General features: G+C 39.5%; 23 protein-coding genes. 13 read left to right on the top strand and 10 right to left on the bottom strand.

Features of this window, described 5'->3' with window-relative positions; all coding sequences use genetic code 11:
* Nucleotides 1–18: 18 nt before the first annotated feature.
* The 3 genes from MKI85_RS09650 to MKI85_RS09660 form a co-directional block, all read right to left on the bottom strand.
* On the bottom strand, nucleotides 19–1,272 hold the full coding sequence (locus MKI85_RS09650) for a serine hydrolase domain-containing protein (RefSeq protein ID WP_241627247.1): 1,254 nt from the start codon (nucleotides 1,270–1,272) through the stop codon (nucleotides 19–21).
* Between the two features lie 82 nt (nucleotides 1,273–1,354).
* Nucleotides 1,355–2,209, bottom strand: coding sequence for a MaoC family dehydratase (locus MKI85_RS09655; RefSeq protein WP_241627249.1), 855 nt, complete (start codon nucleotides 2,207–2,209; stop codon nucleotides 1,355–1,357).
* 119 nt (nucleotides 2,210–2,328) lie between these two features.
* Complete coding sequence (locus MKI85_RS09660; protein WP_241627251.1) at nucleotides 2,329–3,720, bottom strand: 3-oxoacyl-ACP reductase; 1,392 nt, start codon at nucleotides 3,718–3,720, stop codon at nucleotides 2,329–2,331.
* 243 nt (nucleotides 3,721–3,963) lie between these two features.
* Here MKI85_RS09660 and MKI85_RS09665 point away from each other — a divergent pair, with 243 nt between their 5' ends.
* Nucleotides 3,964–5,490, top strand: a complete 1,527-nt coding sequence (locus tag MKI85_RS09665; RefSeq protein WP_241627253.1) for an acetyl-CoA C-acetyltransferase — start codon at nucleotides 3,964–3,966, stop codon at nucleotides 5,488–5,490.
* Between the two features lie 100 nt (nucleotides 5,491–5,590).
* Here MKI85_RS09665 and MKI85_RS09670 read toward each other — a convergent pair whose 3' ends face one another.
* Both MKI85_RS09670 and aceI read right to left on the bottom strand, forming a co-directional pair.
* On the bottom strand, nucleotides 5,591–6,166 hold the full coding sequence (locus MKI85_RS09670; RefSeq protein WP_241627255.1) for a DedA family protein: 576 nt from the start codon (nucleotides 6,164–6,166) through the stop codon (nucleotides 5,591–5,593).
* Nucleotides 6,167–6,466: 300 nt separating this feature from the next.
* The gene (gene aceI / locus MKI85_RS09675) at nucleotides 6,467–6,895 is read right to left on the bottom strand and encodes a chlorhexidine efflux PACE transporter AceI (protein WP_241627257.1); all 429 of its coding nucleotides are present in this window, start codon (nucleotides 6,893–6,895) and stop codon (nucleotides 6,467–6,469) included.
* A gap of 132 nt (nucleotides 6,896–7,027) precedes the next feature.
* Here aceI and aceR point away from each other — a divergent pair, with 132 nt between their 5' ends.
* The 4 genes from aceR to MKI85_RS09695 all read left to right on the top strand — a co-directional run bounded on the left by aceR (nucleotide 7,028) and on the right by MKI85_RS09695 (nucleotide 11,038).
* Nucleotides 7,028–7,918, top strand: coding sequence for an HTH-type transcriptional regulator AceR (gene aceR / locus MKI85_RS09680; protein ID WP_241627260.1), 891 nt, complete (start codon nucleotides 7,028–7,030; stop codon nucleotides 7,916–7,918).
* An 88-nt stretch (nucleotides 7,919–8,006) separates the two neighbouring features.
* A complete protein-coding gene (gene tal / locus MKI85_RS09685; RefSeq protein ID WP_241627262.1) occupies nucleotides 8,007–8,993 on the top strand; it encodes a transaldolase in 987 nt (328 codons plus the stop codon).
* Nucleotides 8,994–9,072: 79 nt separating this feature from the next.
* On the top strand, nucleotides 9,073–9,726 hold the full coding sequence (gene leuE, locus MKI85_RS09690) for a leucine efflux protein LeuE (RefSeq protein ID WP_241627264.1): 654 nt from the start codon (nucleotides 9,073–9,075) through the stop codon (nucleotides 9,724–9,726).
* A gap of 139 nt (nucleotides 9,727–9,865) precedes the next feature.
* Nucleotides 9,866–11,038, top strand: a complete 1,173-nt coding sequence (locus MKI85_RS09695; RefSeq protein ID WP_241627266.1) for a benzoate/H(+) symporter BenE family transporter — start codon at nucleotides 9,866–9,868, stop codon at nucleotides 11,036–11,038.
* Between the two features lie 59 nt (nucleotides 11,039–11,097).
* Here MKI85_RS09695 and MKI85_RS09700 read toward each other — a convergent pair whose 3' ends face one another.
* Both MKI85_RS09700 and MKI85_RS09705 read right to left on the bottom strand, forming a co-directional pair.
* Nucleotides 11,098–11,442 carry a DMT family transporter gene (locus MKI85_RS09700; protein ID WP_241627268.1) on the bottom strand — a complete coding sequence of 115 codons (345 nt, stop codon included), beginning with the start codon at nucleotides 11,440–11,442 and terminating at the stop codon, nucleotides 11,098–11,100.
* A 72-nt stretch (nucleotides 11,443–11,514) separates the two neighbouring features.
* Nucleotides 11,515–12,516 (bottom strand): alpha/beta hydrolase, encoded by a 1,002-nt coding sequence (locus tag MKI85_RS09705; RefSeq protein WP_413351781.1) that lies wholly within the window; start codon nucleotides 12,514–12,516, stop codon nucleotides 11,515–11,517.
* A gap of 328 nt (nucleotides 12,517–12,844) precedes the next feature.
* On the opposite strand from MKI85_RS09705, the gene MKI85_RS09710 reads away from it, so the two are divergent.
* Nucleotides 12,845–13,288: a universal stress protein gene (locus MKI85_RS09710; protein ID WP_241627272.1), complete on the top strand. Its 444-nt coding sequence runs from the start codon at nucleotides 12,845–12,847 to the stop codon at nucleotides 13,286–13,288.
* 112 nt (nucleotides 13,289–13,400) lie between these two features.
* Nucleotides 13,401–13,844, top strand: coding sequence for a universal stress protein (locus tag MKI85_RS09715; RefSeq protein ID WP_241627274.1), 444 nt, complete (start codon nucleotides 13,401–13,403; stop codon nucleotides 13,842–13,844).
* 80 nt (nucleotides 13,845–13,924) lie between these two features.
* Here MKI85_RS09715 and MKI85_RS09720 read toward each other — a convergent pair whose 3' ends face one another.
* The gene (locus tag MKI85_RS09720; protein ID WP_241627276.1) at nucleotides 13,925–14,428 is read right to left on the bottom strand and encodes a hypothetical protein; all 504 of its coding nucleotides are present in this window, start codon (nucleotides 14,426–14,428) and stop codon (nucleotides 13,925–13,927) included.
* A 278-nt stretch (nucleotides 14,429–14,706) separates the two neighbouring features.
* On the bottom strand, nucleotides 14,707–17,313 hold the full coding sequence (gene pepN / locus MKI85_RS09725; protein WP_241627277.1) for an aminopeptidase N: 2,607 nt from the start codon (nucleotides 17,311–17,313) through the stop codon (nucleotides 14,707–14,709).
* A 422-nt stretch (nucleotides 17,314–17,735) separates the two neighbouring features.
* Between pepN and MKI85_RS09730 the strand changes: the two genes are divergently transcribed.
* From MKI85_RS09730 to thiM, 4 genes are all read left to right on the top strand, one after another.
* On the top strand, nucleotides 17,736–17,960 hold the full coding sequence (locus MKI85_RS09730) for a hypothetical protein (RefSeq protein WP_241627280.1): 225 nt from the start codon (nucleotides 17,736–17,738) through the stop codon (nucleotides 17,958–17,960).
* Nucleotides 17,961–18,123: 163 nt separating this feature from the next.
* Nucleotides 18,124–18,387 carry a hypothetical protein gene (locus MKI85_RS09735; RefSeq protein ID WP_241627282.1) on the top strand — a complete coding sequence of 88 codons (264 nt, stop codon included), beginning with the start codon at nucleotides 18,124–18,126 and terminating at the stop codon, nucleotides 18,385–18,387.
* Nucleotides 18,388–18,559: 172 nt separating this feature from the next.
* On the top strand, nucleotides 18,560–19,717 hold the full coding sequence (locus MKI85_RS09740; RefSeq protein ID WP_241627283.1) for a hypothetical protein: 1,158 nt from the start codon (nucleotides 18,560–18,562) through the stop codon (nucleotides 19,715–19,717).
* Nucleotides 19,718–19,729: 12 nt separating this feature from the next.
* Nucleotides 19,730–20,599 carry a hydroxyethylthiazole kinase gene (gene thiM / locus MKI85_RS09745; protein ID WP_241627286.1) on the top strand — a complete coding sequence of 290 codons (870 nt, stop codon included), beginning with the start codon at nucleotides 19,730–19,732 and terminating at the stop codon, nucleotides 20,597–20,599.
* A gap of 39 nt (nucleotides 20,600–20,638) precedes the next feature.
* Here thiM and MKI85_RS09750 read toward each other — a convergent pair whose 3' ends face one another.
* A complete protein-coding gene (locus tag MKI85_RS09750; RefSeq protein ID WP_241627287.1) occupies nucleotides 20,639–21,418 on the bottom strand; it encodes a hypothetical protein in 780 nt (259 codons plus the stop codon).
* Between the two features lie 476 nt (nucleotides 21,419–21,894).
* On the opposite strand from MKI85_RS09750, the gene MKI85_RS09755 reads away from it, so the two are divergent.
* Both MKI85_RS09755 and MKI85_RS09760 read left to right on the top strand, forming a co-directional pair.
* Complete coding sequence (locus MKI85_RS09755; protein WP_241627289.1) at nucleotides 21,895–22,380, top strand: Lrp/AsnC family transcriptional regulator; 486 nt, start codon at nucleotides 21,895–21,897, stop codon at nucleotides 22,378–22,380.
* A gap of 311 nt (nucleotides 22,381–22,691) precedes the next feature.
* Entirely contained in the window at nucleotides 22,692–24,149 is a 1,458-nt protein-coding gene (locus MKI85_RS09760) for a DASS family sodium-coupled anion symporter (RefSeq protein ID WP_241627291.1), read from the top strand.
* Nucleotides 24,150–24,198 lie beyond the last annotated feature (49 nt).

The following is a 24,198-nucleotide window of genomic DNA, read 5'->3' on the forward strand; positions in this document are numbered from 1 at the left end:
TAATGAGATATATATCACTTAAAACCAACCCTTACGTCCTTTCAACACAGCATCAGCACAACGTAATGTTTCCTGCGTTAAGCCCCATAAGCGGTAGTCCCCAGTGATCGATGCGGTCGAAAAGTTATGCGTATAGGCAAAACTCAATTGACGCTCGGGATCACACCAAGCACCAGAGCCATTAAATCCGATATGTCCAAATCCTGTTGGAGCCTGTTTTCCTAATGTGAGAATACGGTGGTAGCCCAAGCGCCAATGCATCGGGAGTGGCATAATCCGATCACGATGATGATATTGAATCTGGCTCATTCGCTGAAAGACGTCTGGACGAATCAGCTGTTGCTGTTGCCATTCTCCCTTTTGTGCCAGCATGGCATAAATCTTGGCCAAACTCTCTGCAGAAAAGACCCCATTGGCAGCAGGAATCACCGCTTGTAAGCCTTTGTCACTAAAGAAACTAAAGTTTTTCATCCCTTTCGGAATCATGGCATCCTGAAAGTCTTGCTGATTTTGACCTGACCATTGCATAGCTCTATCCAACAAAGACATTTTCTTGTTTTGTTTTTTAGGTTTTACCTGATTAGATTTGTCCTGAATTACTTTTGGAATTGGCCGCGCAACACTTTCCAAATGCTGTGCTGGCACACCAAAATAAGCTTTTTCTATTTCAAGTGGTTGAAGCAAATACTGTTGCATCAGACTCGACAAAGTTCGTCCCGTGGCTTTCTCTAAAACCCCACCAACTAACCAGCCAAAGGTTAAAGGTTGATAGGCTGCATCCTCACTGATACCAAACCGTGGTTTCGCTTGTGCAATTCGATCCAACATGCCATACCAGTCTGACATTTCAGAGGCATCCTGAATAACATTGCGAATATCGAATAAGCCACTTTGATGACTCAAGATATGTGCCAAAGTGATTTCAGACTTACCATTTTGCGCAAATTCAGGCCAGTATTCCGCCACAGGCTTGTCATACTCGAGCAGCCCTTGACTCACTAAAATATGGGCTAAGGTTGCCAGTACACCTTTACCTGTCGAATAACAGACCGATAAGGTATTATTATTCCAATACTGAGTTTCCGACTTCTTTCCTATGCAAATATCAACGACTTTTTGCCCTTGAAAGTAGACACACAAAGCCGCACCACCTTGATCCATTCGGGCATGTTGCATACGGCTAAACTGTTTCGCAAGGTCAATAAAGTTCGGATCTACATGACCTTGGTATTGATCTGTGCTTGCCAATAAATAAGCTTTAAGTTCTTTCATCTCACATCCATGTCTTTTTTAATTTTAATCATCATAAATACAGAAAAGCCCAAATCATCATTTGGGCATCGTTTTGATCTGATTAGCGTGCAGTAATATGCCCCGTCACATGCGGTTTTTTATTTTTGTTATTTTGAATTAAGAAATCAATGTCATTTCCCGTTTGAGCCGTAAGAAATTCTACTGTTGAAGGTAAATACATCGGCAATTTAAACCAAACATCCGCTTCATAATTGTCTGGCAAACTTAGATTGGCTAATGCTTTGGCTTTGCTCCACATACCATGCGCTATCGCTTGTTTAAAACCAAATGCTTTAGCGGTAATGGCATGAAGATGGATTAAATTAAAATCACCTGACGTTAATGCATATCGGCGACCGATATTTTCAGACACGATCCATTCCTGTTGCACGGCATAATTCGGTGTGCTTTCTTCTTTTGCTTTCGTGCTGGATTTTGCATCTATTTTTTGACGTGCCAAGTAGGTAGTTACCCCTTGCATCACCACTTCATTTCCTACTTTAGCAGTGGTAATAAAATCAAACTGAACACCTTTGTCATGTGGTTTCATTTCACCAAACTGACAAGACAGACTCAGGCTTTCATTAACACCAATCTTACGAGTTTGAGAAACCTGATTACGAATATGCACCAAACCTAAAATTGCAAATGGAAACGCCTCTTGCGTCATCATATGCATTTGCAAACTTTGCGATAACACCGCCAAATAAATGGATGGAATATAGCCATTATTTTTAAAACCACAAACCTCGTTATAGGCTTTTAAATGTTTTGGATCAACTTTAAATGAATCCACCATATATTCAACTTGCGGCAGGACTTTTTCGCTTTTGGGCTTTTTGAAAATGAGTCCCTGCACTATTTTTGGATATGCCAAATAAGGTTTAGGAAGTTGAGAAAAATGGCGCGTATTCATGCTGAACCTTTTAATTATAAATCTAACTTTTAAATTTTTGCTCTATTTAGCAGTGTATCCATAAGGGTGAATAGCTCACCCTTATGATTACTTCACTCATCTTATACAAAGCAGTGTGTTTAAGCACCCAATAAACTTTGTCCACACACGCGAACAACATTACCATTCAAGCCCGTCGATGCAGTTGAAGCAAATAAAGCGATTGTTTCTGCAACATCTACAGGTAAACCACCTTGGCTCATCGAGTTCATACGGCGACCCGCTTCACGAATGGCGAATGGAATTGCGGCTGTCATTTGCGTTTCAATGAATCCAGGCGCTACTGCATTAATAGTTATACCATTTTTCAAAATTGGTGCAGTAAATTTCACCACCCCAATCACGCCTGCTTTAGACGCAGCATAATTGGTTTGTCCCAAGTTACCTGCAATACCCGAAATTGAAGAGACACAAATGATACGACCATTGGCATTTAGACCGTCATGTTCAAGTAAATAATCATTTACTCGTTCAATCGCAGACAAGTTAATGTTAATCACCAAGTCCCAAAGTTCTGGCTTCATGTTCGCCAAAGTTTTGTCACGGGTAATCCCTGCATTGTGCACAATAATATCGACACCACCTTGTGCTGCGGCAGCGGCTTTAATTTTTTGACCTGCATCTTCAGCCGTAATATCAATGGCTAAAGTAGAACCACCTACTTCCCCTGCAACACGATCTAAATCGGCTTGTTGCTGCGGAACGTCTAAACAAATCACATGCGCGCCATCACGTGAAAGTACATGCGCAATCGCTTCTCCAATCCCGCGACTCGCACCCGTCACCACGGCAGTTTTACCAGCTAAAGGTTTGACCCAATCCACATCGACCACATCTGCTTTGGAAACGCGAATGACTTGACCTGAAACATAGGCTGAACGCGGTGATAAAGCAAAACGTAAAGTCGACTCTAAATTGGCTTCTGCGCCTTCATCCACATAGACCAATTGCGCAGCAATGCCTTTTTTAAATTCTTTACCCACAGATTTAACAAAGCCTTCTAAAGCACGTTGTGCAATGGCTTGCTTTACTGTTTTAGTTGTTTCTGGCGTCGTTCCAATCACAATCACACGCCCTGAAGCCAAAATTTGACGCGCAATCGGGTTAAAGAAGTTATACAGTTCTTTTAGCTGTTCAGAGTTTTGGATTCCCGAAGCATCAAAAACCACCGCTTTAAATTTTGACTCACGATCACCAGCATTAAATGCATTGAGTTTTAAACCTTTAGTCGCAGCAACCTGTTGTAATTCTGCATTGTTGCCTGCGTAACTATTGGCATGAATATTGGCTAAAATTTGAGAGATCGCCCCAGACAAGGTGCTTGCTGGTGCAGCTCCAAGCAATACCGCCCCCTTAATGACTGGCGTTGCAGACTCAAAACGATCTAAAAAAGTCGGGGCTGGTAAACCTAAATTTTTAATGACAAATTTACCAATTGGAGATTTTGCGAATGCTTGGTATTGGTCAGTCATGTTTATTATCTCTCAAAACGAATTAAATTTATTTGATGGCTTTTAAACTACTGTTTAACTTCAATATCATGCCAAAGACATAGATTTCAATAGACCCATCAGTTTCCGTTGAATCATACTTGAGTTAAACCAGTGATGACTTGACCTGAATGTATTCTGCAATGTCATTGTAGTCAATTCGAGCTATGCTGTATTGTGTTAATGTACACCTCAAGAATACTGTAACATGCTTGGAAAAGCCTGATGAGCAAAACAACTCAAGAAAATCCAGCAGTCGAACATTCTGTGACTGAATCTGTGTCAAATACATCAAAAGCGCGTACTCGTACACGCAAAACAACTGACACAGCTTCTACGTCTGCTACTCCAACGACTAAAACAACTCGTACACGTGTAACTTCTTCGCCTCGCAAAAAAGCAGCACCCAGTACCACTAAAACTGAATCTACAACTCTAACTTCTGTTCAACAGGAAAAAATTATGAGTCAAAACACTACTCGCCGCGTTGCAATTATTGGTGGTAACCGTATTCCATTCGCTCGTTCTAATGGTGCTTATTTCACTGCATCAAACACGGATATGTTTACCGCAGCATTAAATGGTCTTGTTGAACGTTACAACCTTCAAGGTCAACGTTTAGGTGAAGTTGTTGCGGGTGCAGTGTTAAAACATAGCCGTGACTTCAATATGACTCGTGAATGTGTGTTAGAGACAGCTTTAGCACCTGAAACTCCAGCTTATGATTTGCAACAAGCCTGTGGTACTGGTTTACAAGCAGCCTTCCAAGTGGCAAACAAAATTGCCTTAGGACAAATTGAAGTTGGTATTGCAGGTGGTGTAGACACCACTTCAGATGCTCCAATTGCTTTGGGTGATGGTTTACGTAAAGTACTGCTTGAACTCAATATTGCCAAAACAGCCAAAGATCGTCTTAAAGCCTTAACCAAAATTAACCTTAAAGATTTGATGGATGCCCCGAAAAACGGTGAACCACGCACCGGTCTTTCTATGGGTGATCATCAAGCGATTACAGCATTAGAATGGGGTATTTCTCGTGAAGCACAAGATGAACTTGCTGCGTCTTCACATCAAAAAATGGCGCAAGCTTATGAAGAAGGTTTCTTTGATGACTTGATCACGCCATTCTTGGGTTTAAATCGTGATAACAACCTACGTGCGGACTCTTCTGTAGAGAAACTGGCAAAACTAAAACCTGTATTTGGTAAAGGTGACGCACGTACCATGACTGCGGGTAACTCGACTCCGCTAACCGATGGTGCTTCTTGTGTGTTACTTGCATCTGAAGAATGGGCAAAAGCCAATGGTCATGAAGTGTTGGCATATTTAAGCTTCACAGAAACAGCTGCTGTAGACTTCATTGGCAAAAATGGACCAAAAGAAGGCTTGTTGATGGCACCTGCTTATGCAGTTCCACGTATGCTGGAACGTGCGGGCATTACCCTGCAAGATTTCGACTATTACGAAATTCATGAGGCCTTTGCCTCACAAGTCCTTTCAACCTTAAAAGCTTGGGAAGATCCACAATTCTGTAAAGAACGTTTAGGTTTAACTGCTCCACTGGGTACTATCGATCGCAGCAAACTGAATGTTAAAGGTTCATCTTTAGCTGCAGGTCATCCATTTGCTGCAACTGGCGGTCGTATTTTAGCAACAGCTGCAAAATTGATTCACCAAAAAGGTTCAGGTCGTGTACTGATCTCGATTTGTGCTGCAGGTGGACAAGGCGTAACGGCAATTGTTGAAAAATAATTGACTTAAACTCGCTATAAAAGCACTTCTACGGAGGTGCTTTTTTATTTTAAGACTCATGAACTATTTTGAAAATTAAAGTCTTTAAGAAAATAGAGCCTTATTTTTTACTTCTAGGCTTGGAAATGATAGGCAATAAAAACCGCCCAGACAAAATACAAATTACCACTGCACCGACAATCAATTCAGAGGATTCATTATCATGGATGAACCCCTGCCAGAACTGATGCAACCAATGCGAAACTTGCAAACCCACACTCACTACAACGAATGCCCAAATAAAACACGCCAATAGATTGATGACCATATAACGCAAGGTAGGATATTGCTTAATGCCAATAATCATAGGAATCACGGTTCGCAATCCCCAAGCAAAACGCATCAACAAAATACTTAAGGTCGGATAGTTTTCAATTAATACACTGGCTTTTTGAAATCTAAGTTTTAATTTTGGGCGCTGGTCAATAAAATCATAACCATATCGTTTACCGATTTGGTAATAAAACTGATCACCCATAAAACCACCAATCATAGCTGAAACAATTAACAGCCAAAAATTAAGCACATGTTGATGCACTGCATAAGCACCAAGCATGAGGATGGTTTCCCCTTCAAAGAATGAACCGATTAGGACAGCAATATAACCATAATGTTGTACTTGGTATGTCCAATCCATCTGCGTACTCTGCTTGTTATTATTAGGACAGTGTTATTTCAAAAATTGAAGTGAGATACCACTTGAGCTTCAATCTTTCTTTTAAGGATTATATGGCAGATCATCGTAAAAACTACTAATACCTTAGACATGATATTGCATAACGGTTAAAGCCAACTTACGCCCGATTCGCGATTCTTCAATCCTTTTGCAGTTTTTAGACCATTTACATCATTCTTTATTTTTATTTTGTGATGAGTCCGACTCAAAACGAGTCACATCTACACATAAAAAAAGCCACACAATGTGGCTTTTTAAATTTTAAGACTGATGCATTGGAGAATACCCTAAGCGAAGTTCAATATGGTCATAGCACCATTGGAAAATAAAGGTATACACCAAAATACACATGGTCAAACTGAAGTCTAATAAAATTGCCTGCCAGATGGTCATTTGCATGGCATAAGCAACCATAGGAATGGTAACTAACATCAAACCACCTTCAAAGCCAATGGCATGCATAATACGCACTGGAACAGTACGCTTGAGTTTACGACGGCGTTCAAACTTTTCAAAAAAGTGATTAAACACCATATTCCAAATCACGGAGGTGACTGCCATGGCAATTCCAAGGCTCCCCGTGACTTCCATAGGCATATTAAAAATAAAACTTAATGCGATCGCAATGATGACCAACAGGATGATCTCATAACTCAACGCATGAACAATCCTTCTCTTGGAAATCAACATTTGAAACTACTCTTTGTCTTAGATAGCTGCTATTTTATTTTTATAATACTGATTAATCGAGTTAGATTCTTTCAGTTATATTGAAAGATCATACTAGAAACTTTTTTATTAGCATAAGCAAAAAACAGACCAATGAATATTAACCAAGATCAACTGATTATTTTTCAAACCGTGATGGAAACGGGATCATTTTCTGCAGCCGCGCGTAAATTGAGTAAAGTCCCCTCTGCGATCAGCATGTCAATTGCCAATCTTGAAATTGATCTGGACTTAACCCTATTTACTCGCCAAGGTCGAGAACCTGTTCCTACTGCGCAAGCCCTGACTTTGTACGAGAAAACCCAACAACTTCTGATTGAAATGAATCAATGGAAACAGCATGCCTATGCCCTAGCACAAGGTCTAGAATCCAGTTTGAATATTGTGGTGGTTTCTGAGTTACTGCATACCGATTGGACGGATTATATTCTGCTGCTCGAACAACGCTTCCCAGAGTTACAAATCAACATCTTTTCTGCCCCACAGGAAGATGCTCAGCAAATGCTACTTAATCAGTCAGCACAGTTAGCGCTGATGTTCGAACGCGAACACTTGCAAAGTGGTGAGCAATTTGTCGAATTGAAACGCGAAGTGCTGATTGCGGTGGCATCAAAACAATATGCGCTCGCCCAGTACGATAAAATCAGTTATGAACAAGTCTTGCAGAGTCGCCAAATTGTAGTGGCAAGTCGAGATCGCAGTATCAAACCTGAATTACTCTTTTCCAAAAGTTATTGGCGTACCGATAATCACCACTCGGCATGTGCCATGATTTTGCAAAACTTAGGTTGGGGCGTGCTGCCTTATGAAATGCTGAATGAAAACCCATCACTACAGCAGCAATTAAAAATCCTCAACTTCCAAGATTTCTCACCGAAATTTGAATATTATGTCGATTTGGTCTGGAGTCGTGAAAGTCAGCTGGGTGCTGCTGCTCATTTTTTGATTGATCATATTCGAAACAGTAAAAAAATGACGAATTAAATCACCCTGAACCCTTGATTGCGCTTGGGCTGTACAAAGATTGTGGTATAACTAAATCACGGGTACAACTTTTAAGAAATAGATTTCAATGACACAAAGTGCGTTAAACCAATTAAAAAACATGACAACCATCGTTGCGGATAGCAGTGATTTAGCTGCAATTGAAAAATTTCGTCCGCTGGATGCAACAACCAATCCTTCTTTAATCACAGCTGCTGCTAACCAACCTGAAAATAAAGAGTTGATTGAAGCGGCATATGAACAAGCCAAACAAGAAGGCTATACTTGTGACGCATTGATTGAACGTACAATTGATATATTAACCGTCAAATTCGGTGTAGAAATCTTAAAACTGATTGAAGGGCGCGTCTCAACTGAAGTTGATGCATCTTTGTCTTATGACACCGAAGCCACGATTGCAAAAGCCAAAGAGCTGTTAGCACTTTATAAAGCTTATGGTATCGATCAAAACCGAATCCTAATTAAGATTGCTTCGACTTGGGAAGGCATTCAAGCCGCCCAAGCATTAGAAGCAGAAGGCATTCATTGCAACCTCACCCTCTTGTTTGGTTTACATCAAGCACAGGCATGTGCCGATGCCAAAGTTACCTTAATTTCACCCTTTGTAGGTCGCATTCTAGACTGGTACAAAAAAGCAGAGAATGTCGAAAGCTATCCAATTGATAAAGATCCAGGCGTTGTTTCTGTAAAACAAATTTATCAATACTATAAGCAGCACCAGATTAAAACTGAGATTATGGGTGCAAGCTTCCGCAGTATTGATCAAGTGCTTGGTTTAGCAGGTTGTGATTTATTAACAGTATCTCCAAGTTTATTGGCTGAATTAGAGCTAGATACACGAGAAGTTCAGCTTCAACTTGATCCAAGCCAAGTCACTATCAGTTCAGAACCTGCAATGGTAATTGATAAAAACACATTTAAAGATCGTTTAGAACATGACTTAATGGCATTCCAGTTGTTACAAGGCGGTATTGACGGCTTTATTAAAGCACGTGAACAACTCAACACTTTATTACGTCAATCTTTCGGCTTAGATGCTGAAATTCAAGCTTAAATTTACGCACCATTACTGCGCAAATCTCAAGCCCATTTTGTTAGAATAACAAAATGGGCTTTTTTATAACGAGTAGATTGTGTTTGGCATTACGGATCTCAGTACCTATATTATTGGAACGATTTTAATCGTCATTCTTCCTGGTCCAAATTCATTATATGTTATGTCTATTGCCTCACGCTTTGGTACACGTGTAGGTTATCTTGCAGCTTTAGGTGTTTTCACTGGTGATCTAATTTTGATCCTGTGCACTATTTTTGGTGCAGCCTCCCTATTACACAGCTTTCCGTGGTTGTTCACCATTTTAAAAGTGGTCGGTGCAGTCTATTTATCCTATTTGGGTAGCCGACTGATTCTAGCCAGTATCCGTACTTGGCGAGGAGCAACAGCACAACAGCTTGAAAATTCGGGTGTTACTGTCACTTATAAGGATGCACAGCCTTATCGTACGGCTTTGACCATTAGTATTCTGAATCCCAAAGCTATTTTATTTTATCTTTCCTTCTTTGTGCAGTTTGTAGACCCTGCTTATGCCTATCCAGCCATCAGTTTTACCTTGATGTCTGTTATTCTACAAATCATTAGCATGCTGTATTTAAGTGTTCTGATTTTCTCTGGGGTTCGTTTTGCTGCCTATTTTAATCAGCGATATCGACTGACGGCTGTAGCTGTCGCAGTCGTAGGTTTTGCATTTTTAGCATTTGGCATGAAACTGGCATTTTCCACGCTATAGCTGAATAAAATTCAACGAAAACTGTAAAAACGTGAAATATCATTTATATTTCAGATCTTCACTTCTCCACGATTGGGGTTAAGCGTATGATGCTAAACCTAAGCTTAACCCTTTGGTCAAATAGAATAAGTACGGATACATGCAAAAACTCATTCAAGATTTTTCTATTCCCGCAGTCTTCGCAGGTTTCATCACCTTCTTAATTGGCATCAGTGTTTCCGCAGTACTGGTGATTCAAGCTGCCCAAATACTAGGTGCAAATACTGAGCAAATTACCTCATGGTTTTGGGCATTAGGACTCGGTATTGGTCTAGCGGGCATGTTGTTGTCTTGGAAGTTGAAATACCCCGTTTCTACCTCGTGGTCAACTGCAGGTCTCGCTTTGATTATCGCGACGGGTAGTGGCTATAGCTTAAACGAAGCCATTGGTGCATTTTTAATCTGTGGTTTGATTACCGCAGTTTTAGGTTATCTTGGAATTTTTGAAAGAGTCCTCACTCTCATTCCGCAAAGCCTAACCAGTGCCATGCTCGCAGGCGTGCTATTAAAGTTTGGGATTGAACTATTCGCTAGCCTTAAAACGGATTGGGGATTTATTCTGTCTTTATTAGCAGTGTATATTATTGCCAAAAAGCTTACACCACGTTATAGCATTGTATTAACCGTAATTGCGGCTGTGGCACTCTGCCCCGTATTTTTAGACTTCCAAACACCTACGGTGACTTGGAGTATGGCTCAACCTGTGTGGATGACACCTGATTTTACGTGGTCTGCCATTTTGGGCTTAGCCTTGCCTTTATTTGTCATCAACATGGCTTCACAGTATTTACCGGGCATTGCCATGATTAAAAGTTATGGCTATCAACCGCATGTGAATCAATTGATTGGTGGTACAGGACTCATTCAAACGCTTCTCGCACCTTTTGGCTGTTATAGCGTGAATATTGCTGCGATTAGTGCTGCTGTTAGTTTAGATGATCAAGTTCATCCTGATCCAAGTAAACGCTACATTGCAGGGATCAGTTGTGGTTTCTTCTATGTGTTGATGGGCTTATTTGCCGCTACTCTGACCAGCCTTTTAATGTCATTCCCGCACATATTCATTGTGGCTTTAGCTGGCATTGCCTTATTCGGTACGATTAGCCATAACATTGCACTGGCTTTTCATGACATTTCAGATCGTGAAGCTGCATTAATGACCTTCTTATTCAGTGCCTCTGGAGTGCAATTTTTTGGTATCGGTTCAGCTTTCTGGGGACTGCTCTTTGGTTTTGCTGTTTCATTTATTATGAAATTACGCATTAAAAAATAAATATAATTCAATACAAAAGCATGCGCTCTGCATGCTTTTTTTATTTGGGATATCTCACCTTAATGTCCAATCGAATTAGAGAAAACATTCATCACAATAACACCGCCGACAATCATGGCAATACCGATTAAAGCAGGTAAATCCAAAACTTGTTTAAAGACAAAGAAACCGACCAATGCAGTTAAAATAATGCCAACCCCACCCCAAATCGCATAAGCGATTCCTAAAGGAATGGTTTTAATCACTTGAGACAATAAATAGAACGAAATCACATAAAAAAGCACAACCAATAAGCTTGGCCCTAATTTCGTAAAACCGTCCGATTTCACTAAAAATGCTGAACCTGTTACTTCAGAAATAATCGCCAAAGCCAGCATTGCATAAGCCAAGAGTAGTGGATTCATGTTTGATTTCATCCTGCAAAAATTCTATGCGAAGCTTAACAGTACCAATCCAGTAAATATATGAATTTTCATTTATTCACCTGTCAATGCACTGTAATGCCGAATAAACTCAATCGTTTGGTCAAAAGTTTGCTGACTGGCTTTTAATTTCATTAAAAACTGATATTCATGAATTAACGGCTCCTTACTATCGGGATAGAAAACCTCAGTCACAGGAATCTGCTTATTCTTTAAAGCTACAACGAATGGCACAGATTGAGTTTCTGTTAAAAAGTCTTTGTTTCCACCGCTAATAAAAACTGCTGGATATTGAGCTGTCAGATGCTGTATGGGTGAAATCTCATTTAAGAATGACATATCACTTTTGCGTTCACCTGTATATGCTTGCACTAAGCTATAAATCCCCCATTCAATAATTTTTCGCTCTTCAGGTGCAGTAGCTACAAAAGATGCCATATCGTAAATACCACAATGTAAAATCAGTCCCTTCAACTGTTGCGGCTGTATCCTCGGTACAAAATCAAACTCTTGTGCAAATTGAGGATTTGTAAGTAAAGCGGCGTAATGACTGGCTAAATTAGCGCCTGCCGAATCCCCCGCCATATAAAGTTGATTCGCATCAATTTGATAATCCTCAGCATGTTTATTAATAAACTTAAGCGCTTGATTAATTTGCAGTAACTGATTGGGATAAATCAACTCTGGTGCAAATTGATACTCCACTGAGACCACGTTAAACCCTTGTGCTGCTAGTAACTTAAAATAGCCACGTGCATGTTCCTTTGAGCCTGAAACCCATCCACCCCCATGAATCCAGATAATGGCAGGACGCAAACCTAGTTCTGCAATGTTTTCAGGTTGATACAGATCAAACCCCAGTTTGGGATGATTCATATAGCGGATATTGGAATGAATGAGGACGTTGGCAGGCGCATGACGATCTAATAATTTTTGCTGAGCTTGCGTTGCCGTATTAAAGCTTTTCGCGATCACTTTAGTACTCTTCTGCGCATTTTGGCATGCCGCTAAAAACAGCATGACACAACACAAAGCCATACATACAATCTTCTTCATCATTCCAATTTCCATCAATTCTTTGTTTTATCGGAAAGAATATAAACTCCAAGATCATCCTCAATCATGTCAAGTTTAAGATACTTTTTCTCAGAGGAATGCGATCATTTATAAAAAAATTCTTTTAATCATCTGAGAAAAAAATACAGTATGAAAATCCAAGAATTTCTCTCGGGTTTTCATTCGATGTTCAATTGAACAAAACTATAAAATAGCAATTAATTTTATGAATTTACGTTGTTTTTTGCATTATATAAATTGATCATAAGCAGACAATGTGCTATCAATTAATAAGAAGCAATAATGATAAACAACAGGAGTAAATCCGATGTCTTACCAACATATTTTAGTTCCAGTAGACGGCTCAGAAATTTCATTTTCAGCAGTGAAACAAGCCGCCATTATTGCGAAAGCTTTTGGTAGCGAATTAACACTAATCAGCCTTGTTGCAGAAGATCCGTTTACAGAAGTCGACTTCTATTACTCTTCTGCAATTATGAAAGAATATTTTGTACAAGCTTATGCCAATGCTGAAAAAGCATTAAAAGAAGCGCTTGTGATTGCTCAAGCTGAAGGTGTAGAACCAACTACTCAAATTATTAAAGGTCAAGTTTCTGCCGAAGGTGTAGTTACAACCGCAGAAGAGAAAAAATCAGACCTGATTGTGATGGGCTCACATGGTCGTAAAGGCTTCCAAAAATTCTTACTGGGCAGTTTTGCACAAGATGTACTCCGTGGTACACAATTACCTGTATTGATTGTTAAAGAGTAAAAAGTGATCTAAGCACCTGCAATGTTGTAGGTGCTTCTTCAGGTCTATGACCTAATAATTTATTCATTCGTTTCAAGCCAAACTTTATATTTATAATCGAAGGTGTTTATTCATGACTTATCAACATATTTTAGTACCTGTCGATGAATCACCAATTTCATACACTGCTGTTGAACAAGCGCTTTCTTTAGCAAAATTATTAAATTGCCGTGTGACTGTAATGTGTGTGGTTGCTGTTGACCCTTTTGTCGGTGTGGACTTTTATAAGGTCGCTCCTGCCATCACCGATTATTTTATGCAGGCAGAAGCAAATGCACAAAAACGCTTAGCGGACATTAAGCAATCTTTTATTCGTGATGAAATTGATGTTGATACCAAGGTGATTCGTGGTGTATCAGCAGCAGATGGCATTATTCAAATTGCAGATGAGGTAAGTGCTGACCTGATTATTATGGGTTCACATGGTCGTACAGGCTTCAAAAAGATGATGTTAGGCAGTGTCGCACAAGCTGTGCTGACTCAATCGCCAATACCTGTCCTAATTGTAAAGGTCTAAAGTATAAAATCCCTCATGCATGAGGGATTTTTTTTAGTGAATACGTTTCTACGTTAAACGCGCTCAAAAGCACAAATAAATTATTTATTGATTTGAATTGCACGCGCCATCACATCTTGTGGAACTTGATCTGTAAACACCACCGCTAACGTTTTATCAGTGGTTGGCATTTTTTCTGCAGTTGCTTCTAGCACTGCATTGATATCTTCAGGTTTAAAGCTATACATCGCGCCTGTTGCAGGATCGACAGCCAACAAGCCAATTAGACCACCAAAAATAATATTACCAAAATACCAACCACTGATTGTACCTTTAACAACAACTGTTTTAGCTGCGAATCCATCCTTACTAAAAGTGATTTGGTACTCTGCTGGTTTAAAATAACCTGCCCCTTTTTTAAGGGTTACAGTCGTTGGCGTTTGCCCGACATGAATACTTTGCCCTGCACTGTTTTTAATTTCAATTTTCGCAGATTCTGGAACACTCGTAAAAGTGAGTGTTTGAGTTGAACCCTTAATAATACTTGCACAGCCTGTCATTAGCATCGTTGTAGAAATCATAGAAGCAACCAATAACTTATTCATTTTTATCACTCTTTAAAAAATCTGGCGAAATGTAACAGAAAGTTTATAAATTATGAAGAAAATGTGGAGTCGCTCTATTCAATTGATCATATTTGTGACAAATTCATCAAATCAATACATTTTTCAATAAATATTCCCAATTTAAATATCACTTTAGGATTTCATACGCTCTATTTTTAACCCTAATTACTTACTCCCCCCCTATATTCAAAAATAAAAAGGCTATTCCTCATTTCTGAGAAATAGCCTGATTTAGATTAAAATCTACAATATTTTAATCAAATACTCAGCATACTATTTAAAGTTTCTACCACATTCTTAGATTTCACTTGTGGTTTTAACGCTTCTAAAGATGCCAATACACTTGAGCGCTGTGGTTCAGCCAAGGTATACCAACGCGACAATACTTGTAATAAACGTGAACCCAGAATTGGATTTTTCTCGTCTAAATACTTTGCCAACTCGACAAAATGCTGAACCCCAAAACCCCATGTATTCACAGGATTGTTACTTAATCCACCACTGACTGCACGAATACGATTAGGAGTCCCTAAATCATAATCAGGATGATTGAGCAAGATTTGAATACTCTCTGCAGTCGCCTCTGGATGAGAAGCTTGTACGGTAAACCATTGGTCTAGAGAAAGGGCTTCATCTTTAAAACGATCATAAAAATCATCTAAAATATCTTGTGCCTGCGGCGCATCATTCCACACCAATACACGCAGCGCACCTAAACGCTCAGACATATTCCCCGTTGTCATATATTGTGTATGAGCCAGACTAAAGGCATCAGCATCGCCTTGACGAGCCAACATCATCAGCATGATATTTTTCAGGGCACGCACACCCATCGCCTGAGAAAATTCTTTCTGTAAATCAGGATCTAACGCTAAGTAAGTTTCTTTACAGAAGTCACCTAAAGCGTGTGCCAGCGTATTCAGTAATGTATTACGCTTTTCTTGGATGAGCGCAGGATTATAGTTTTCATCAATACGGCTGCCCAGATAACCTTCACTTGGTACATCAAATAGACGTGAAGCTAGTAATGGATCTTTTTCCACTAGAGCTGGTAAAGTATTTTTGATCGCTTGTACATAAGTCGCGGCATCATGATCATTCAGTAACACACGTTCCAATAAAGTCTGTGTTGCCTGCCATTGGTTAAAGCCGTTGGTTTCATACTGAATTAAGAATGCCAATTCCTCATCAGAATAATTAAAGTCCAAGTTCACAGGCGCAGAGAAATTACGCAGCAATGACACCACAGGTTTCGTAGTCACACCTGTAAATACAATGCTGGCTTGATCTTGGTCAAACAGATACACGCCATCTTTGACACCATTTTCAAACAGGACTTCCGATTGCAAGCTATATTGCTCACCTGTCTCGGCATTGAACAAAGCCAATGCCACAGGAATAGGTACAGCCTTTAAGTTTGGATATTTGGCGTGTGCTTTCAAGCTTTGCTTAAAACTCAACCGATAGGTTTGTGCGGTAGCATCATATTCACCCTCCGCTTCGAGCTTTGGCGTTCCAGGTTGGTTGTACCACGTCAGGAAGTTAGATAAATCTACGCCTGAACCAGCGGTCAAAGCTGCAACCCAATCTTCCACTGTAACGGCTTGCCCATCATGACGACGGAAGTATTCATCAGTCCCTTTACGGAATTTTTCTTTACCCAATAGCGTCGACATCATGCGGTTAATTTCCGCACCTTTCTCATACACCGTAGCTGTGTAAAAGTTATTAATCTCCACAAAATGGTCAGGACGTGGTGGATGTGACAACGGACCTGAATCTTCTGGGAATTGATGGGCTTTTAATACCGCTACATCATCAATACGCTGTACAGCGGCAGATTGTAAATCTTCAGAGAAGGATTGATCACGAAATACGGTCAACCCTTCCTTCAAACATAATTGGAACCAGTCACGACAGGTAATACGGTTACCTGTCCAGTTATGGAAATATTCATGCGCAATCACCGACTGTACGCGCATAATTGCCGCATCCGTGGTGTATTCTTCATCTGCAAGCACACAAGACGTATTAAAGATATTTAAACCTTTATTCTCCATAGCACCCATATTGAACTGGCTGACCGCCACAATCATATAGTTATCTAGATCATAAGGGCGACCATAATGCTCTTCATCCCAACGCATAGAATGCTTTAAGGCTTCCATTGCGATATGGCATTTTGGAATGTCTTTCTCAATTGCATAAATTTCTAAAGCAACATCACGACCTTCAGAAGTCGTGTAACGATCCTTCAGAACTGCTAAATCACCGATCACACAAGCGAATAGATAGCTTGGCTTTTTGGTCGGATCTTGCCAAATTGCAAAGTGACGGTTATCGCCAACTTCACCTGTTTCTAACAAGTTACCATTGGCTAAAAGCACAGGATATTTTTTATCGGCTTCAACACGTGTGGTAAACACAGCCAAAACATCGGGACGGTCTGGGTAGAAGGTAATTTTACGGAAACCTTCTGGTTCATTTTGCGTAACAAACAAATCCCCTGCTTGATACAAACCTTCCAACATGGTGTTCGATTCAGGATGGATCACCACTGAAGTTTCTAAAATAACTTCATTTGGTGCATTGTGGATCACTAATTGCTCAGTATCTAATGTATAGTCACTTTCACCCAGTAATTGACCGTTCACCCGAACAGACTTAAGTTCGAGATCACGCCCCAATAATACCAAATCACCTTCAGTCTGACGTTTCATGACCAGTTTGGCATCTACATTGGTGTGATCTGTATACACCTGAATATCCAAATTGATTGAATCTACAAGAAAGACGGGCTTTTGATAGTCTTTTAAATACACTGTCTGGTCTGCTTCAACCACTGGATTTGCCGCAATGTTCATATCATTTCCTATTTGTCTTTTCAGCATGAATACCTCAACTGCCACATAGTGTTTACATCGGCAGCACTCAGCTTCTTTGCTTTTATTTATATTTCAATATGGGTGTTTATTTTCTGCATTTCAATCATATTTGCGCATAATTTTTAGGAGATGTATTTTATTTATACGCTTTTGTTCCTCCTCTATGAGTATGTCGGCTAAAGATGAAAATACAACATATGTTTTACAGTATCGCACTCTCAGTTTTGTCATCGACTGCAATTGCCGCGCCAACTATTCAGTCTTAGGAATGTCTAAAATCTGGCACACAGCATAATTTTGTTTTAGTCGCACCGTCTCACAATTCTCAAACCCTTCAATTGATGTACTACCCCTATTTCAAACCAGTCCGCATAAGTCTTATTAGAACTGTAAATTCAGAAATGGCAGAAGGTCGTCCATTTGAGCAGCATTTATTTTTTAATGAATTTAATGGCAAACAAAAGACAGGACAATACGAAGTCATATTGCAAGGTGCTCGTATCTATGGTGTAACTTATACCGCCAAAGCATCAGGCCGAATCACCTCTTATCAAGATTATCTTTCCGATGTTGAAAAACAAAAGCTAAACCAGATTCTTATGCTAAAGAACATAGAATGCATTTGATGAATACCACTTAAATAGACTTACATTTCATTTTTCATCTGTAAGAAATTCTAATTTTTACGACTAAAATAGACAAACCGATTAGAATTTGTGCACGTTTTTTGCTTGTAGTTATATGTGCAAAGCGCACTATACAATCAGCAAAATAAAAACGAGGTGTAAGATGAACATCAAAGAACAACTGGTTCGTGCTGCGAATATTAAAATCATGCAAACCCTAGATCAGGCAGGTATTGACCATAAGGTGATCGCTGCCTTTATGAGTTGTGAAGGCATTCCAGCTCAAGCACATGAGATAAGTACAATTTTAAATCAATACGATGCATTAGGAAGCAAAAAACTGCCGTCAAAAAAAGTCAGAGCCTTGTTAACTGCTAAACAACTTGGTGAAGAGGATGAAAGCCTGCCTTGCCCAGCAGCATACTAAGTTAAACTTAAAATTAATTTCCTTAGAGCTACATCTCGTAGCTCTTTTTTATTTTATCCAATTTAAAACCGTACAAAGCTTTGCAGAATTGCACAACAGTTGGGCACGGCACTGAAACTAAAGGGTGTATAATCACAAAGATAACTCTGTATTCTAATTGACGACCACCACTATGCTGCTTCAAATTCTGCAAAAACAACTAGATGAAAGCACAACCTGTCCTCTTTGTCAGGCAGCAATGTATTGGGTTGAAGCAGAACAATATGACCAAGATGTTCAATTTCATGAATGCAGTCATTGTGCGCACCGTGTCTTTCAAGATGATAAATACACCTGTCATTGCGAGCGTTGTGCTGCCAAGCGCAAAAAACTATTACAAGAAACGCGTCTACAAGAGCAGCGTAAATCTAAAAGTAAGGACGTGGTAGAACGAGAGTTGAGTCAACTCAGCTTCTTAAACAAACTGTTTTTATTGAGCATACTGGACAATCAGGTTCAGGAATATTCAGCGCACAAAGAATTTATTCATTGGGAAGCCATTAAATATCACCCTATTACTCCCAATTATTACTTTCAAAGTACCTTGCTTAAACAATTGCTACGAGACCAAGTTTTAATAGCCAAAGACTTTGCTGAGGAAGCACATGAATATTATATCAACGTTCGTTTAGAGGGATATACTGAACCGAGCTTGTTTAGTATTACCCAGCAACTAAGAAATTGGTTTTTTGAGAATCTACGACTCGGGATTCCATTTAAAGATGCTGAGGAAGTGAAAAACACGTTGTACTTGGTGCTCTATCAAGAAATCGTGCAGTTCATGCAGTTTTATTGCAAATCATGGGGCATTCAAATTGCAGGCAATCAAAGCTTTCAAACCTTTTGCTATCGTTTAATGGATACCTTAGCAGTAGGGCAAATTTATTACCTCATTCAGACTGCCTTAGAATATCTGTATAAACAAAAAGCGCTTAAGCCGCGCAATGACAACTTTATCAATACCAATCTGCTTAAGAAAACTCTGCAACAATATCGTGAACGCGCACTGGCAGAAAAATGGGAAACATCCACCCTTCCTCGTTTGCCTGGAATGCCACTGAGCAAAATGAGTGAAATCTTGTTTTTTAAGTTTCTTGGTTATGATGAGCGAATCTTCTTCCAGCCTGTTTGGCGTTCATGGAAAAAAATTGAACCGCGTTTAAATTTCTATTCAGTCAAACGCTGTATGTATTGTGGTTCTAACGACTTAGCTGTCGACTATGATGCTGAAGAATATGTTTCTTTATTCTGTCGACACTGTAAGCATCAGGACCACTATTTCACACGGTGAATGGTGAACAATATGTCTACACAATCAAACTCTTCCACATTTGACCTTCAGGATGACTCAGTGGATCAAACCGACCCTTTACTTCAGAAAATCATTGAAGCCCATACGCAACTGCGAGCGACTCAGCCACTGGTTCAATGTATCACCAATAGCGTTGCTGCAAATTATGTTGCCAATGTCTTACTCGCGTCAGGTGCTTCACCGGCTATGATCGATAACCCATTTGAGGCAGAAAGTTTTACTCGCATTAGTAGCGCACTCAGCATTAACTTAGGCACTCCAACCACTGAACAGATGCAGGCGATGCAAATTTCTGCCCTGACTGCGCAGCAGGCTTCAGTACCTTGGGTACTTGATCCAGTCGGCTATGGGGCTATTTTGGCATGGCGTAGTGAAATGACTGATGAACTCCTACAGTACCGTCCAACAGTCATTCGTGGCAATGCATCGGAAATGAGTGCTTTAGCGGGTAATCAAGTCGAAAGTAAAGGTGTAGACAGCACCCTAGATAGTGCTGAAGTGTATGTCCAAGCGTGGTCACTGCTAGAACATGCAGAATGTATTGCAATTTCAGGTGAGTCAGATTTTATTTTGTCTAAAGAACTTGATTGCGTCATTCAAGTGAATGGTGGTTCGTATTTACAACCACGTGTTACTGCAACAGGCTGTGCTTTAGGGGCATTAATTGCCGCATATTGCGCAGTTACCTCTACTACGCTTGCGACACTGGCTGCACATGTGAACTTTGCAATTGCAGGTCAATTGGCATATCAAACCGCAAAAACTGTGGGTAGTTTTAATGTGGCATTTTTAGATGCACTAGATAGCCTCACGGCAGAACAAATCAGTGAATATGCAAATTTTAGTATTGTTCACAGGTAAAAAATACATGTGAGCATAATTAGAATATGCTCACATCTATTAACTCGCTGCGCGTTCTATCGCATTTAATATCACGGCTTCGGTGAGCATTTTCGTATTGAGTTTACTTACACACATCATTCCCATACCGTCAAAGTAATCTGGCGTATGCTGCATAAAAAAATCGATATGCTGATTCGCCTGATCATGAATATGAATCGACTCATCTAATGTTGTTTCAGGAATCACTCTTGGATGAACATAAATATCTTCACGACGTTTTTGTACATCAGGTTTGCGTACTGCAATTAATTTAAGTACATCCAGATAGTCTTGTGGGGTTTCCACATCTGTTCTTGGATAAAAGTTTTGTGCACAAGAAGCAAGTAAGGCATAAGCTTTAGGTTGCATCATGGTCACTACAAACCATAATGGGATCAATGGATGTTTAATGCTGTGTTGTACAGCAACTTTAATTACTGAATTCACAGTTTTATTGCCACGTTGATAATTCGGTAAGAATGACCCACGAGAATTCACTACAAAAATATTCTTATCTCGAATATTCAATTTCAAAATAGAAATACTGTTATAGCCAATTAAACGCACACCATCAAAATATTCTACAACTTGTACTGATATCGCATCAGGATCATGCATAAAATCAAAAAGTTCTTGCTTACAAGTTTCAGGAAAAATGATGCGGTCAAAATCTAAAAGTTGTTCTAAATATTGGTTTTGATGTTCTGGTGCTAACTTTTTATAATCCGTTATTGTTTCTAAGATATTCATAACTCCGCCCGAGTCGAATAGACCACATGATTGTAATACGACTTTCATGTAGCTGACATCCCCTAAATTAGGTAATTAAAGCTATAACTTCACTAAAAAAGATGACTATTCATCTTTTAAATCAATAAATTACAGAATTATGTATTGAATGAAATCAATAAGATATAAGTAAAATGCAACTTTAAATTAATGAATAGAAATCCCAAAAATTTACATAAAATAACCCATAAAATTTTTAAGTCTTTTTATCAATCATTTATCAGTTTTAGATCAATTTCACTGATTATTATACAAAGTCATACACACCAAGTCATAGAACGAACCAATAGCATCGTTAAGTCACCCTTCCCTAAAGATGCTATTGGCTCAATCATCACCTTTAACCCATTCGGTGATAACTTATATATTTAGTGTAATCATAACCTTGCACAATTGTTTCCTTTATTTCAGCTTAATTTTCATAAAATCAGCATAAGAATGAAGTATATTTTCATTTTAAAGAAGATTCTTCTATGGAATGAATTTTGAACAGTACAGAATATATACTCGATAAAATTGATCGGAAGATTTTATCTGCTCTGCGCCATAATGGCAGATTGACCGTTGCGCAATTGGCAGATGAAGTCGGACTTTCTTCATCACCTTGCTGGACGCGACTCAAACGTTTAGAAACTTTAAAAATTATTGATGGCTACACAGCCAACATCAATCCTAAAGCGATTGGCATTAATGAGCTATTCTTTATTGAAATTACCCTTGAACGACATGATGATGAAATTCTGGAGCAGTTTAGCCAAACCCTAGCGGACATCCCTGAGGTGATAGAAGCACATTTGGTGACTGGAGACTATGATTATCTGGTCAAAGTGGCAGTGAAAAACTCTGAACACTATGAACGCTTTTTAAGAAAGAAGTTGTATTCAATTAAAGGAATTCGGCATACACGTTCTACATTTGCCCTACGCCCGCTCAAATCTGCGACTACGTCTGATTTAATGCTGATTGAATAATCAAAAAACTCTTTTACTGCATTTTATGCAAATGTATGTTTTAATACGCTCAGTATGAGATGAGCCTCTACAGTATGTGCCTTAGATGCATATACGACTAGCCCCTAACCATGGGGCTTTTTATTGTCTGATTGAAACCATAATTTCATAATCACTGTATATAACTACTCATAAGAATGAATAAGTCGACCATTTACTCAGTTAGATTAAAATCTATGTTTTATTAAGAATATGTTAAGCACACTAGACTTCGATATAATCACTGTTCATTATTAAATCACATAATAACTATACTTTTGGAGCACGCTTCAATGGGGTTCAAACTCATACCAACTATAATTTCAGTATCGCTTACCCTTATTATTTGGTTCTTTATCCCAGTCCCACAAGATGTTTCTGCAAATGCTTGGCTTCTGTTTGCCATGTTTATCGGGGTGATCTCTGCGATTATTGGTAAAGCCATGCCAATTGGAGCTATTTCGATTATTGCGATTGCTTTAGTTGCAATTACTCGTGTTACTGCCGATAACCCAAGTGATGCGATTAAAGATGCGTTAAGTGGTTTTGCCAATCCCCTGATCTGGTTGATAGGTATATCTATCATGATTTCCAAAGGCTTACAGAAGACTGGATTAGGTGCACGCTTAGGCTATTTATTTATCGCGGTTTGGGGTAAAAGAACCATTGGTATTGGATACAGTCTCGCTTTATCTGAACTGATTCTTGCACCCGTTACCCCAAGTAACACGGCACGTGGTGGTGGAATTATCCATCCGATTGTGCGCTCTATTGCAACGAGTTTTGACTCTGACCCTGAAAAAGGTACAGAAGGAAAAATTGGTAAATATTTGGCTTTGGTGAATTACCACTCCAACCCCATCACTTCGGCGATGTTTATTACCGCTACCGCACCAAATCCTTTAGTTGTTGAGCTTGTTGCAAAAGCCACCAATAGCCAGATTCATCTGAGTTGGACGACATGGGCATTGGCTATGGTTTTACCCGGTATTGTGGCATTGGCTTTAATGCCGATTGCACTTTACTTGATGTACCCGCCTGAAATTAAAAAAACACCCAATGCAGCGCAGTTCGCCAAAGAGCGTTTAAAGGAAATGGGACCCATTACCTTACACGAAATGATTATGCTGGCTGTGTTTGGAATTTTACTGTTACTTTGGGCGGGCATTCCTGCAATGCTGTTGGGGGATATGTGGACTTTAGATCCTACCACAACTGCATTTATTGGTTTATCTCTTTTATTACTGACTGGCGTTTTAACTTGGGATGATGTCTTAACTCAAAAAAGTGCATGGGATACTGTAACTTGGTTTGCAGCACTGGTGATGATGGCAACCTTTTTAAATAAGCTCGGCTTAATCGCTTGGTTTTCAGGTGTTTTACAAACGAGCATTGGACAGCTTGGCTTAACGTGGGTTCCAGCATCCATGCTTTTATTATTCGCTTATATGTACGCTCACTATATTTTTGCCAGTACTACTGCACATATTACCGCGATGTTTTCAGCTTTCTACATTGCAGGTATTGCACTAGGTGCACCACCAATGTTCTTTGCACTGATTATGGCAGCAGCCTCTAGCATTATGATGACACTAACCCATTATGCGACTGGTACTTCCCCTATTGTTTACGGCTCAGGTTATACAACGCTTGGTGAATGGTGGAAAGCAGGCTTCGCCATGAGCATTATTAATATGATTATTTTTATAGTCTTAGGTGGAATTTGGTGGAAGATCTTGGGCTATTGGTAAGATCCTTTAGTTTTAAAAAAGCCCTTGCTAAGGGGCTTTTTTAATGTCC

The organism is Acinetobacter zhairuonensis (genome assembly GCF_022601715.1).
Taxonomy (GTDB): Bacteria; Pseudomonadota; Gammaproteobacteria; order Pseudomonadales; family Moraxellaceae; genus Acinetobacter.